We start from the raw sequence: 11,601 nt of genomic DNA, 5'->3' as shown, positions 1-11,601 counted from the left end.
CATAGTCGTTTCGAGTTTGTTTTAGCCATGACACCGCCACGGATTGAAAACGTTGTCATTATTGGTTCTGGCCCTGCGGGCTACACAGCAGCCATCTATGCTGCTCGCGCCAACCTCAAGCCCTTTATGTTTGAAGGCTATCAAATTGGGGGGCTGCCGGGGGGACAACTCATGACCACCACCGAAGTGGAAAACTTTCCCGGCTTTCCGGAAGGCATTCAAGGGCCGCAACTGATGGCACGGATGAAGGCGCAAGCGGAGCGCTGGGGCACAGAAATGGTCACTGAAGATGTGATTCAGGTGGATTTTAGTCAACGCCCCTTTCTCATTAGCTCAGCCGAGCGGCAGGTCTATGCCCACAGTGTGATTATCTGTACGGGTGCCACGGCCAAACGACTCCATCTGCCGGGGGAAGAACAGTATTGGACCAAGGGGGTCTCCGCCTGTGCCATTTGTGATGGGGCAACGCCGATTTTCAAGGATGTCGAGTTGGCGGTGATTGGCGGCGGTGATAGTGCAGCGGAGGAAGCAGTCTATCTCACTAAATATGGCTCCCATGTCCATCTCCTTGTGCGCAGTGACAAAATGCGCGCTAGTAAGGCGATGCAGGATCGCGTGTTTGCCAATCCTAAAATTACGGTTCACTGGCAAACTGAAGCACGGGAAATCCTTGGCGATGGCAATTTAATGACGGGTCTGCAGATTATCAATAAAGCCACAGGGGAAGAATCCGTCCTGCCGGTGCGCGGCCTATTCTACGCCATTGGTCATACCCCCAACACCCAACTCTTCAAAGATTTTCTGGAATTGGATAGTGTGGGCTATATCGTCACCCACCACGGGACACAAACGAATGTGGAAGGGGTCTTTGCCGCAGGGGATGTTCAAGACCATGAATACCGCCAAGCAGTAACGGCGGCAGGCAGTGGTTGTATGGCCGCCCTTGATGCCGAACGTTGGCTGTCGGCGCGGGGGCTAATTCAGGAGTTTCACCAAACGGAAACCGAAACCAAACCCGCAGAAACAACGCCACCTACAACATCCCCAGAACAGGCGTTTGATCCCAATGCCATCAAACACCGCGGCAGCTATGCCTTGCGCAAACTCTTTCACGAGAGCGATCGCCTGCTGCTAGTGAAATATGTTTCCCCCACCTGTGGCCCTTGTCATACCCTCAAGCCCATTTTGGATCGGCTGGTGGATGAATTCGATGGCAAAGTACAGCTCATTGAAATTGACATTACTGAAGATAGCGCGATCGCCGAGCAAGCAGGGGTTACCAGTACACCCACGATTCAACTCTTCAAAAACAAAGAACTCCTAGAAGTGATCGTGGGGATGAAACCCAAGAGTCAGTACCGCGAGACCATCCAACGCTACCTTGCTTAGGCTCTAGCTAGTCAAGGGCATGATCAGCGAGATCGGACTGCTGACCGTTGCAGGTCTGGCGGCAGGCTTTGTCAATGCCATTGCCGGTGGGGGAACACTGATTAGTTTTCCTGCCTTGGTGGCGATCGGCTTGCCGCCAGTGGTTGCCAATCTCACCAGCACGGTGGCTTTGGTACCCGGTTACTTGGGAGCGACAGTGGCGCAACGGCAGGATCTTAAGGGTCAGCAACGGCGCCTTGGTTGGCTCTTTCCCAGTGCGGTGGCCGGGGGCATCACAGGGGCGATGTTACTCTTGCACACTAACGAGGCACTGTTTAATGCCTTGATTCCCTATTTGCTCCTCTTGGCCGCTGTCCTCTTGGGGGTTCAGGAGCAGGTGCGGGCTTGGTTGCTGCAGCGGATCAGTGCGCCAGCCGTATCTGAAGTGGGAGCCATTCCTCTTGTGTTTCTAGCGGCGGTCTATGGCGGCTATTTTGGCGCGGGGGTGAGCGTGATTCTACTCGCCGTGCTGGGCATTGTTCTCGGGGAAAGCTTGACGCGCCTCAATGGCTTGAAGCAAATGTTGGCTTTTGGGATCAATGTCGCCGCAGCGGCGTTTTTTGTTGTGTCTGGGGAGGTGGTGTGGCCTGCTGCTTTGGGGATGGCGATCGCTACCATTGTTGGCGGACTTTTGGGGGGTAAATTTGCCCGTGCGGTTAACCCGCTGCTGTTACGCCGTACAGTGGTTCTTTTGGCCGTTGTGCTGGCGATCACTTACTGGTTGCGACAGCGATAAACTACCCCACCAGAGATGGAAAATGCCGTGAGATTTGCCAAACAAAGCCCGTGACGAGGATTGAACTCGTGGCCTCACCCTTACCAAGGGTGTGCTCTACCACTGAGCTACACGGGCAAAAATTCCCAGAGCTTTATCATAGCCCATTGGGGGAACAATTGCACAGTTGGCTGCGAGTTTTTGCTAAAAATTGCGACGAGAGAAAATCCAAGTGGCGATCGCCAGCAGTGCTACCGTATAAATCACGCCATAGAAGGCATTGGCCACGAGTTCCGGTACAGAGGGCAGCATGCCATAGACCGCTGTATTCTTAAAATCCAAGCGGGATAAATCGGGAAAGATCAGATAGAGAAACTGCATCAGTTGCCGTACGGCATCACTCTCCATCTTTTGGCTGAGGATCACCAGATTTTGGCTAAAGTGCCCCATAAAGTACAGTGCCACCGTTAGCAGCGTGGCAATCAATGAACTAGTGAAACTGCCAAACAGCAAAGCGGCTGCCGTCAAGAGAGCGAGTTGCAGCGCAATATAGAAAGAGGTCACCATCAAAGGGCCAGCGGGATAGGCAAACTGATTCAAGCTCATCAGAATAAACAGAATCAGCGTCATCAGTGCCACCAGTACCAGCAGAACCGCCGATAGGCCCAAATGTTTGCCAATAATAAATTCCGCACGGCTGATGGGTTTCGCCAACATCACTAAGATCGTGCGCTTTTCTATCTCTTTATTGAGCAAACCACCCCCGACAAAGGCAGCAATCAGCAAGCCAAAGAGAGAAATTCCTGCCATTCCCACATCAAGGCTAATTTTGTCTTGGGTGCCTGCTGACACCTGTCCCAAAATCACAACCGCTAAGGCTAGGCCAATGGCAAAAACAGCAGTGACGTAAAGAACCCGCTCCCGCAGTATTTCATTGAAAACATTACGGCTAATTGTCCAGAGGCGACTCACCGTTAACGGCAACATGTCTGGTACCCCTTGAATTTACTCTCCTCTCAAAGAATACCCAATTTTGCTTTTTCGATAGCCTCGGCGTTCATAGGGAGAGCCGCTTGCTGTTTCACGGAGCAGTGGTATCTACGGCGGGGGCAGAGAGGTCAACGTCTTCATAAAACTGTTCAATAGGCACTTTGAGGTCAATGCTCCTCAACTCAACGCGATCGCCCGCGCGGTAGCAGCGCAGCAGCCAATCCCCCACCTCATTTTTTTGGTAAATGTCGATCGCCATTTCCTCTGAGCTAGCGAGCACATAATCCACGAGGTTGGGGTTACGACGGTAGAGATCAAACTTTTTGCCGCGATCGTAGGCCTCGGTGGCGGGTGAGAGCACTTCAACAATGAGACAGGGATAAGTGATGAAAAAGGGACTCTGGCGATCGCGATCGTCACAGGTGACACTCAGATCAGGATAAGTAAAGTTGGTCGTATGAAGGATATTCACCCTCAAGTCAGAGTTAAATACCTGACACCCACGACCCCGTAGATGGGGTTTAATCAGATTGCCGAAGTTCAGTTTAATGATGCTGTGGTTCTTACTACCACCTGCCATTGCATAGACGCGACCATCAATCAACTCATGCTTTTCTAACTGCTGCTCTTCCCACGCGAAGTATTCTTCTGGTGTGAAATAGCGATCGCCCGTCTCCTTGGCAGTCACCATTCTCTGTATTTCTCGTGAAAACCTCACTCCTTTAGCATAGCTCGCCCTTTCCCTGACATCCCAAAGCCAACGTGCCACAATAGGCGGTGGGGACGCAGTTAGGAGATTGAACGTAGTTCTTTTTGGAGAGGGTGCGACGTGTCCCTAAGTTCAAGTGTTGATTCTCACGCCCCTGAGGTAGCCATCCTGCGGGTGAGCGGCTTGCGTTGTGCTGGCTGCGTGCGATCGCTGGAAAATCAGTTAAAAGAGCAGCCGGGCGTAGATGCTGCGGCAGTCAATCTGGTCACGGGAACCGCCGTTGTCACCTATTCCCCCGCTGAGACAACCCCCAGTGCCATTGTCGAGAGCTTAAACCAAGGCCGCTTTCAAGCCACCCTCGCAGAAGCCAATGCCCTTTTGGAACTGCCCACGGCCTCTGAGGAAACCTCTTTGCCAAGGTTAGCGATCGCCCTTGTGCTCCTTGTTCTCTCTAGTGTCGGCCACGGGATTGATCTGCTGCCGGGGCACTGGCCCATGTTAGAGGCGATGATCTGGCATTGGGGGCTAGCAACCATTGCCCTTGTCCTACCGGGGTGGGAGATTCTGCGGGAAGGAATGATAGGCCTGTTCCAACGTCGCCCGAATATGAATACGCTGGTGGCTCTTGGCGCCTTGGGGGCTTACCTCATTAGTACGGTGGCGTGGCTGTGGCCGGCCTTGGGCTGGGCGTGTTTCTTTGATGAACCGGTGATGATCCTTGGCTTTATTTTGCTGGGGCGATCGCTGGAGCAACGGGTACGTCAACAGGCACAACGGGACTTGCGATCGCTCCTTGCGCTTCAGCCACAACAGGCGCTATGGCAACCCAGTTTGACTGCTAGCGATCGCTGGCCCATTCCCGTCAGTCGTATCCAAGTCGGGGACTGGCTGTGGGTAGATGCTGGAGAACCCTTTCCTGCCGATGGCACGATTGTGACCGGGGAAACCCTGGTGGATGAATCCATGCTCACAGGGGAATCTTTACCGGTGGCCAAGGGGGTGGGGGCATCCGTTCTGGCGGGCAGTCGCAATGTTGGTGCTGCGGTCACCCTACGGGTGGAACGCTGTGGTCGTGCCTCATTTTTGGGGCAGATTCTAGACCTCGTGGTGCAGGCACAAAATCGCAAAGCACCGGTGCAGCAAATGGCGGATGTGGTGGCCGGCTATTTTGGCTATGGGGTGCTAGCCTTGGCAGCAGCAACGGCTCTGTTTTGGAGCGCGATCGCCCCCCATTTCTTCCCAGAAATGACCAATAGCACACCCCTATTGCCCTTAAAGCTAGCCTTGAGTGTTCTGGTGATTGCCTGTCCCTGTGCCCTTGGCCTTGCCACCCCGATCGCGCTGCTTGTGGGCACCAGTCACGCCGCTGCCAAAGGCTTAATTATTCGAGGCGGTGATGTTCTTGAGCACAGTCAGCAGTTGGACACGATTGTGTTTGATAAGACGGGCACACTGACGACCGGTGAACTGGCAGTGGCCGAGATCAACCTCTATGGTCATTACTTTTCAGAGGAAGTGCTGTATCTGCTAGCCAGTTTAGAGCGCGAGAGTCGCCATCCCCTTGCAGTGGCGATTCAGAAGGCGTGGGCTGCGACCGGCCAGACAACAGAGCTAGCAACGGTGACAGAGGTGGAAACTGCCCTCGGACTGGGGATCAGCGGTTGGATTGAGGGGCATTACTATCAGGCAGGTCGCCTCAGTTGGCTGCGTGATCAGGGGGTTGACTGTCCTTCCCTAGAAGTGGAAACCCATGTGGCCTTGGCCTGCGATCGCCAGTTGATTGCCGTTGTGACCTTTCGCGATCGCCTGCGCCCAGAGGCAGTGAGCACCGTTCAAGCCCTGCAAGCCCAAGGCTATGCGATCCATGTGCTGACGGGAGACACGGCCAAAGCCGCACAGCAACTCCTAGAACCTCTTGGCCTACCGCCAACGCATCTGCACACCGATCTTCAGCCGCAACAAAAGCTCGCCCTCATTGAAGGTTGGCAAGCCCAAGGCAAAACCGTGGCCATGGTCGGGGATGGCATGAATGATGCGCCAGCTCTAACGGCAGCTCAGGTGGGGATTAGCCTTGGTACGGGTACAGAGGTGGCCATTGAAGCAGCGGATATTATCCTCACCCGCAATCATCTAGAGGATGTGCTCGCTGTGCTGAGCCTTAGCCGCGCCACCTTCCGCAAAATTCAGCAGAATCTTCTTTGGGCAGTGGCCTACAATATCGTCGGTTTACCCCTTGCAGCCGGTGTTGGATTACCCCTATGGGGCCTCAGTCTCACCCCCGGAATTGCTGCCGCTTGTATGGCCGTGAGTTCGATTGCCGTTGTCCTGAATTCCCTAAGCCTCAGTCGAGCAAACTAGCTCGCGAATCTGTTGGGCATTGGCGCGGGTCAGCCGTTTCTTGTGGGGCAGGACAACCACCGCTGGCCCCCGTTTGCATTCCCCCATACAGCCCGTCGCCTTCAGGGCAATGGGGAGCTGTTGTGCCTCTAGCTCTTGCCACAGTTCCTTGGCACCCCGCCGACAGCAGGAGGATTTTTGACAAATGAGCACCTTACAGGGCTGAGAACGCTTTGCCGCTGAGGGTTGAGCCGTTGCTAAAAATTCTAAATGACTGGCCTTGTATTGCTTGACCCAGCCATCGTACTTATCGCTGATCGTTCCTTCTAGCCGCAGGCGATCGCCCACCGTGGGAACTTGCTGTAACTCACGGCGCAGGGACTTTTCTAGCTTAATCCAGACCGTTCCTGTGGCGGTTTTTAGAATCACGACTTTGGGTCGCCCCTTCTTATAAAAGACTTCTTCGACAGTGCCCTCAAGGCAAAATGTCGGCAAATCAATAACACCCAGACCCATGAATGTCAGACCTTGTTAGAAATTTTTCTCAACAAATTGAGTCTAGCATACAAGGGACGGTCTTGGGGGCATCCCAGATCGTTGTGAGATTCATCTGTGGAAAAATAATCTTAGCTGGAGAGAATCCGCTCCCACTCTGCCAGTAGGTTATCAATACTAGCGTCCGTCGGGTTACTCTCAAGGTGGGTGCCCACTTCCTCAACGCTATTGGGAAAGAGTTCTTCGAGAGTGGGTTGAACGGTGGGGGATTCCTCTGAAGCGAGATCGGGCATTAAGTAAATTTGGCGAATATCCGGCGGCAGATACTCCGCGATGCGTACTAGCCCCTCTTCTAAATGCTGGTTGAGTTCCTCAAGGCTGTAGGTTTCTCCTTGAACTTCTAGGTAGGCACGCAGGCGCTCAAGGCTCCAGTGAAAGGTCTGGGTGGTCACCAGCACCAAGCGGCTAAGGGGATTGAGGTAGGCAAGGCTGGCTTCCAAGTAACACCAGAGCGGAGGTGGCGCATCCTGCAGGACATAGGTAATGTGCTCAATGCCGGGGAGTTCCTCTTGAATCAGGGTAGCGGTGCGGTTGACAATCCAATTGCGCAGGGAGCGAGCTTCCTCGTCACCCACTTTCACGCCCTCAGGGGTAAACTCCACAAGGTCAAAGCTGAAAAATAACCCGTGCCACACCTTGGCAAAAAGATAGTCCACCTGTACTGGCGATCGCCCGTGGTGTTGCAGCACACTATAGACAAGAGCGGCATAGCGACAATAAAGGGCAACAAAGTAGCAGCCGCGATCGCGCTCCTCCTGAAAGGCCTTGATCAGTGCTTCATCAGACCAAGTGAGTAGCGGCTGAATTAAAGGATGTTGCCGCTCCGCCATCATCGGAAAGGAAAGTGCCTTGACCATCTCACTGCCACTGAACTAGACGAACTGTCCTACGCCTTTGCCGATTGGCCTATGCAGAATTCATCGTTGCCTTAGCCTTGGGTGCGATCGCGAAACAGGGGCAGGTAATCGCGGCTCTCTGTTCCCAGCCACCGATCCCAAAAGGTGAAATAGAGGCCATAGTTACAGCGAAATTGACTGTGGTGCAAACTGTGGTGGGTGGCGCCAATCAACCACTGCCCCAACCAATGCTCGGCAAAGCCACGGGGATAAATCTCTAAATTCAAATGGTTAATCACACTGGAGACCGTCATCAGGCTGAGCTGAATCACGATCGCGTAGGGGTGCAGCGGCACAAGCACAATAATCAGCGGCAGGAAAATGGCCTGTAGGAACGCTTCCCACGGGTGAAATGAAAAGGCCGTCCAAGGCGAGGCCACAATGCTATGGTGATGCACCCGATGGACACGGCGATAAATTTTCGGTTGGTGCATCCAGCGATGGAGCCAATAGTAATAGGTTTCGTGAAGCAGCAGCACAAGGCCAATACTCAAGGGAAAGTAAATGTAGTCCCAAAGGGAATTTAACTCTAGATAAACGGCTGTCCAGCCCCGCTGCCACATCACTGCGGCGATCGCCCCCGCCAACGCAAAAATAGCCGCTGTCACCAACGACCAGCCAAACTCCTGCCAAAACTGCCCCCGCTGGTAGGGGCGCAAATTGACCCGCCGTTTCCTCAGGGGCGTCCAGCGAGCCACCACATATACAAGCGAAAAAAAGCCGGCCACCAGCACGAGGCGGCTGACCACCATCAAAAACATGACCCCAACCATAATGCCAAAGAGGCGGGGGTCACTGAGGTTGTAGGGAATCATGCAAACAAGTGCTAAATGCGTCCCCTAGACCCAGCCCAACCAGTGGAGCAAGCCCTCTCCTGTCCAATATTCCCATAACAAAAGCGCCACAAGACCAACCATAGCAGCACGACCATTGATCCGCTCAGCAAAAGTATTAAAGCCGTACTTGGGGGTTTCCAGTTTTGGGGTGCGGCTTGGCTCCGTGGGAGTGGCCATGGATTACTCCTGCTCGTCTTCGTTTTCTTCTTCAGCTTCAGGGAAGTAGAAGCCTTGGGCGCGCTCGGTCAAAATAGACTTGCCAATGGAAAGGGCACGTTGCGCTTGAAGGGCAGCTTGGCGCTTCCAGACCGCACGGCGCATACTGCGCTTGGACTTCGAGGTTTTTTTCTTGGGGCAGGCCATGATGATCCCTAGGACTAACTTTCGCAATCTACTAGTATATCCCAAACGCTTCCCTAGGGCAACCACCAATCCCCCCTATGGAGGGCAATGTTCCTCATTTTTGCCCAAAAAACTATCACAGAGGGACACCACCCTTGTAATATCAGTAAGGGAATACTGAACCACCCCATCAGGGGATGTCCACTTCTACGAGCAAAGGGAATCGTCAGCTATGAGCAGTAAGCCAGACCGTGTGGTTCTCATCGGCGTTGCTGGAGACTCCGGCTGTGGTAAATCAACGTTTTTGCGCCGACTGGCCGATCTGTTTGGCGAAGAGTTTATGACTGTGATTTGCTTGGATGACTATCACAGTCTGGATCGCAAGCAGCGGAAAGAAACGGGGATTACGGCTCTTGATCCCCGCGCCAACAACTTTGATCTGATGTATGAGCAGATCAAGGCTCTCAAAAATGGCGAATCAATCATGAAACCCATCTACAACCACGAAACGGGGACGATTGATCCGCCAGAGAGGGTTGATCCCAACCACGTGATTGTGATTGAAGGGCTGCATCCCCTTTACGATGAACGGGTGCGATCGCTGATTGACTTTAGTGTCTATCTCGACATCAGCGACGATGTAAAAATTGCTTGGAAGATCAAGCGCGACATGGCCGAGCGGGGTCACAGCTACGAAGACGTGATTGCCTCGATCAATGCCCGTCGCCCCGACTTCATGGCCTATATCGATCCCCAAAAGCAGTACGCTGACGTGGTCTTGCAAATTCTGCCGACCCAGTTGGTCAAAGAGGAAAAAGTCGGCAATATCCTGCGGGTACGGATGCTGCAACGGGAAGGCATCCCCGGCTTTGAGCCAGTCTATCTTTTTGATGAAGGCTCCACGATTACTTGGATTCCCTGCGGTCGTAAGCTCACCTGCTCTTATCCGGGCATCCGCCTCAGCTACGGGCCTGATGAATACTATGGTCACCCCGTTTCGGTGTTAGAAGTGGACGGTCGCTTTGAAAAACTCGATGAACTGATCTACATCGAAAGTCACCTGAGCAATACCTCCACCAAGCACTATGGTGAAATGACGGAACTGCTGCTGAAGCACCGTGACTATCCAGGTTCCGATAATGGTTCGGGTCTGTTCCAAGTGCTGACGGGGCTGAAAATGCGGGCGACCTATGAGCGCTTGACCTCGCGGGATGTGGCCACTGTCACCAACCGCTAATTTGGCCTGCCACATTGAGGGCACTGATGCAACCGCACCATCGATCGCTATGGTCATCGTTTTTGGTCTTTATCCTCTGCTGGTGGGTTCTAACCTGTGGCCAGCCAGCCTTCGCTGCCGATAGCGATGACCTGATCTTTGTCCCCCGCCAAGCCCAGAGTGTCCTCAAGCTCAATCAACGTCCCAGTAGCGATCCGCTGCGCTTTTTTTGGGAGCGTTTTTGGACATCCCAACTGGCTGATTGGGGCTGGTCGTGGTCTGAGGTCAGTACTTGGGTAGGAGAGGGGGTGACGGTTGCCCAGTTCCCCTGTTCTGAAGTGTGTCCATCCCCGCGGCAGTTGTGGATTCTGCCCCTGAAGCGCCCAGACGCAGCAACCGCTTTCTTAGAGACCTACTGGCAGAGCCATCCTTTTGAGGCGCAAGTCTATCAAAATATCCCCCTCCAAGTGGGTAAGGACTTGGTGACGGCACGGCTGGGCGATCGCCTGCTCCTCGCTGCCGATGTGGAGACCATGATCGCTAGCTTGGGGTCAGCGGTGATTGGGGATGGCAATCTGGCGGGTTTGAGCTTTTATCAAGCGGCGCGACCTCAATTAGACGCTCAACCTACGGCCCTCTACTATGCCAACCTGCAATCCCTAAGTCGTGAGGATCGCGAACTGGCACCCACCTACGATCGCCTGCTGTTGGCTGTGAAGGCGCAAAACAACGAGCTGCATCTGGAAACGCTGCTGCACCGCACCAGTGATCCGACATTGGCGGCTGATCCCCTTGACCTTGAGTTCCTCCGTGCCCAAGAACCGATGCCGACGGTGGTGGTTGCGGGTTCCCACTTGCCAGAGGGCTATAGCCAACTCACCAAGGCTTTGGCAGACTACCCCTTTGGCAGAACGCCCCAAGGGGATGAGATTGCCAGCCAACTGCTGCGGGATTTGACGGCAGAGATACCGCTGGACGTGACGAGGCAAATTTTTCCCTTGGCCAGCGATCGCTTTAGCCTTGCCCTTTGGCGCCAAGGCGATGAACAGTGGCAATGGTGGTGGCAGACGCGCAATACCCCAGAGGCGGCAACTGTGCTGCAACAATTGGATGATCTTGCCCGGGCCAATGGCTATGAGGTGAATCGCTTGGTCTTGAATAAAGAACCCGTCACTGCTTGGGTGAAATTAATTCTTGACCCGCAGACCAGTGAAGGCTTGGTCTCTGATGTGGCCGCGGCCTATGAGCAACGGGGCGATCGCCTGATCTTGGCATCCTCCCTATCGGTACTGTCCCCTAGCCAGCATAAAAACGTGTCTTGGCTGCCGGAGAACCTCCTGCGACAGCGGCAAGGGATTCGTGGGCTGGTCTATGCCCGTTGGCCACAGCTATTTGCTCCCTTGAGCCAGCGTTGGCCGCTACTTCAGTATCTCAATGGCATTAGTGCTGGTTGGTTGGAACGTCTACAAAGCATGACTTTGGTGAATTATGGCGTGCGCGATCGCTTGCAACACCTAGAACTGATTCTCAGCAGCAAAAAAGATTAGAACTGTTAATAAATCCTTAATACGCCTGTT

12 protein-coding genes and 1 tRNA gene are annotated in these 11,601 nt (G+C 53.9%); 5 read left to right on the top strand and 8 right to left on the bottom strand.

Going from position 1 to position 11,601, the window contains the following annotated elements:
* The first annotated feature begins 27 nt into the window (after nt 1-27).
* Both trxB and M0646_RS03090 read left to right on the top strand, forming a co-directional pair.
* Nucleotides 28-1,389 carry a thioredoxin-disulfide reductase gene (gene trxB, locus M0646_RS03095; RefSeq protein ID WP_149818063.1) on the top strand — a complete coding sequence of 454 codons (1,362 nt, stop codon included), beginning with the start codon at nt 28-30 and terminating at the stop codon, nt 1,387-1,389.
* A gap of 19 nt (nt 1,390-1,408) precedes the next feature.
* Nucleotides 1,409-2,164: a sulfite exporter TauE/SafE family protein gene (locus M0646_RS03090; RefSeq protein WP_149818061.1), complete on the top strand. Its 756-nt coding sequence runs from the start codon at nt 1,409-1,411 to the stop codon at nt 2,162-2,164.
* A 45-nt stretch (nt 2,165-2,209) separates the two neighbouring features.
* On the opposite strand, the gene M0646_RS03085 is transcribed toward M0646_RS03090, so the two are convergent.
* From M0646_RS03085 to M0646_RS03075, 3 genes are all read right to left on the bottom strand, one after another.
* A tRNA-Thr gene (locus M0646_RS03085) sits at nt 2,210-2,281 on the bottom strand.
* 66 nt (nt 2,282-2,347) lie between these two features.
* Nucleotides 2,348-3,130 carry an ABC transporter permease gene (locus tag M0646_RS03080; protein WP_149818059.1) on the bottom strand — a complete coding sequence of 261 codons (783 nt, stop codon included), beginning with the start codon at nt 3,128-3,130 and terminating at the stop codon, nt 2,348-2,350.
* 94 nt (nt 3,131-3,224) lie between these two features.
* Complete coding sequence (locus tag M0646_RS03075) at nt 3,225-3,824, bottom strand: Uma2 family endonuclease (RefSeq protein ID WP_149818057.1); 600 nt, start codon at nt 3,822-3,824, stop codon at nt 3,225-3,227.
* A gap of 138 nt (nt 3,825-3,962) precedes the next feature.
* Here M0646_RS03075 and M0646_RS03070 point away from each other — a divergent pair, with 138 nt between their 5' ends.
* On the top strand, nt 3,963-6,200 hold the full coding sequence (locus M0646_RS03070; protein ID WP_286626542.1) for a cation-translocating P-type ATPase: 2,238 nt from the start codon (nt 3,963-3,965) through the stop codon (nt 6,198-6,200).
* On the opposite strand, the gene M0646_RS03065 is transcribed toward M0646_RS03070, so the two are convergent.
* From M0646_RS03065 to M0646_RS03045, 5 genes are all read right to left on the bottom strand, one after another.
* Nucleotides 6,177-6,695, bottom strand: a complete 519-nt coding sequence (locus M0646_RS03065) for a hypothetical protein (RefSeq protein ID WP_149818054.1) — start codon at nt 6,693-6,695, stop codon at nt 6,177-6,179. The two genes, M0646_RS03070 and M0646_RS03065, sit on opposite strands and share 24 nt — an antisense overlap.
* Nucleotides 6,696-6,805: 110 nt before the next feature.
* The gene (locus M0646_RS03060; RefSeq protein WP_286649859.1) at nt 6,806-7,591 is read right to left on the bottom strand and encodes a hypothetical protein; all 786 of its coding nucleotides are present in this window, start codon (nt 7,589-7,591) and stop codon (nt 6,806-6,808) included.
* Nucleotides 7,592-7,662: 71 nt separating this feature from the next.
* On the bottom strand, nt 7,663-8,445 hold the full coding sequence (gene crtG / locus M0646_RS03055) for a 2,2'-beta-hydroxylase CrtG (protein ID WP_149818050.1): 783 nt from the start codon (nt 8,443-8,445) through the stop codon (nt 7,663-7,665).
* Between the two features lie 24 nt (nt 8,446-8,469).
* Nucleotides 8,470-8,643, bottom strand: coding sequence for a hypothetical protein (locus M0646_RS03050; RefSeq protein ID WP_149818048.1), 174 nt, complete (start codon nt 8,641-8,643; stop codon nt 8,470-8,472).
* 3 nt (nt 8,644-8,646) lie between these two features.
* Nucleotides 8,647-8,829: a 50S ribosomal protein L32 gene (locus tag M0646_RS03045; protein WP_024124949.1), complete on the bottom strand. Its 183-nt coding sequence runs from the start codon at nt 8,827-8,829 to the stop codon at nt 8,647-8,649.
* Nucleotides 8,830-9,040: 211 nt separating this feature from the next.
* Here M0646_RS03045 and M0646_RS03040 point away from each other — a divergent pair, with 211 nt between their 5' ends.
* Complete coding sequence (locus M0646_RS03040; RefSeq protein ID WP_149818046.1) at nt 9,041-10,045, top strand: phosphoribulokinase; 1,005 nt, start codon at nt 9,041-9,043, stop codon at nt 10,043-10,045.
* 26 nt (nt 10,046-10,071) lie between these two features.
* Nucleotides 10,072-11,571, top strand: coding sequence for a DUF3352 domain-containing protein (locus M0646_RS03035; RefSeq protein WP_286649858.1), 1,500 nt, complete (start codon nt 10,072-10,074; stop codon nt 11,569-11,571).
* Nucleotides 11,572-11,601 lie beyond the last annotated feature (30 nt).

It is taken from the genome of Thermosynechococcus sp. B3, assembly GCF_030323045.1.
In the GTDB taxonomy this organism is placed as follows: domain Bacteria; phylum Cyanobacteriota; class Cyanobacteriia; order Thermosynechococcales; family Thermosynechococcaceae; genus Thermosynechococcus.
The sequence above is the reverse complement of the archived record's forward strand: the minus strand, read 5'-3'. Positions and strand labels throughout refer to the sequence as shown.

Bases quoted from the DNA above. Each gene is read 5' to 3' on its own strand.
- crtG (WP_149818050.1), bottom strand. From the start codon at position 8,445: ATGATTCCCTACAACCTCAGTGACCCCCGCCTCTTTGGCATTATGGTT.
- M0646_RS03080 (WP_149818059.1), bottom strand. From the start codon at position 3,130: ATGTTGCCGTTAACGGTGAGTCGCCTCTGGACAATTAGCCGTAATGTT.
- M0646_RS03035 (WP_286649858.1), top strand. From the start codon at position 10,072: ATGCAACCGCACCATCGATCGCTATGGTCATCGTTTTTGGTCTTTATC.
- M0646_RS03060 (WP_286649859.1), bottom strand. From the start codon at position 7,591: ATGGTCAAGGCACTTTCCTTTCCGATGATGGCGGAGCGGCAACATCCT.
- M0646_RS03090 (WP_149818061.1), top strand. From the start codon at position 1,409: ATGATCAGCGAGATCGGACTGCTGACCGTTGCAGGTCTGGCGGCAGGC.
- M0646_RS03050 (WP_149818048.1), bottom strand. From the start codon at position 8,643: ATGGCCACTCCCACGGAGCCAAGCCGCACCCCAAAACTGGAAACCCCC.
- M0646_RS03040 (WP_149818046.1), top strand. From the start codon at position 9,041: ATGAGCAGTAAGCCAGACCGTGTGGTTCTCATCGGCGTTGCTGGAGAC.
- M0646_RS03045 (WP_024124949.1), bottom strand. From the start codon at position 8,829: ATGGCCTGCCCCAAGAAAAAAACCTCGAAGTCCAAGCGCAGTATGCGC.
- M0646_RS03065 (WP_149818054.1), bottom strand. From the start codon at position 6,695: ATGGGTCTGGGTGTTATTGATTTGCCGACATTTTGCCTTGAGGGCACT.
- M0646_RS03075 (WP_149818057.1), bottom strand. From the start codon at position 3,824: ATGGTGACTGCCAAGGAGACGGGCGATCGCTATTTCACACCAGAAGAA.
- trxB (WP_149818063.1), top strand. From the start codon at position 28: ATGACACCGCCACGGATTGAAAACGTTGTCATTATTGGTTCTGGCCCT.